At 69.6% G+C, this 257-nt stretch carries 1 protein-coding gene; it reads left to right on the top strand.

Features of this window, described 5'->3' with window-relative positions; genetic code table 11:
* Nucleotides 1-257: phage N-6-adenine-methyltransferase (locus B4920_RS26910; protein ID WP_216820092.1), on the top strand; the 257-nt coding region annotated here is incomplete at both ends.

The following is a 257-nucleotide window of genomic DNA, read 5'->3' as shown; positions in this document are numbered from 1 at the left end:
GCAGGCCCAACCCGACCACGAGCTCAAGCAGATAGGCGACCAATGGCAGACCCCCAAGCCGCTGGCCTGGGGCCTGTTCCACCAGTTCGCCCCCACCCTGGGGCCGGTGGTGCTCGACATGTTCGCCGATGACTGCAACGCCCTGGTGCCGAACTACTACGACGCCGAAGACAACGCCCTCACCCAGGAGCTGGCCGCCGACCTGCGCCGCCTGGGTGGCGCCGCCTACGCCAACCCGCCCTACTCGCGCCCCTGCA

Origin of the sequence: Zoogloea sp. LCSB751, from assembly GCF_002028455.1 — a bacterium.
Taxonomy (GTDB): domain Bacteria; phylum Pseudomonadota; class Gammaproteobacteria; order Burkholderiales; family Rhodocyclaceae; genus Zoogloea.
Note: the sequence above shows the minus strand (reverse complement) of the source record. Positions and strands in the feature narration are given on the sequence as shown.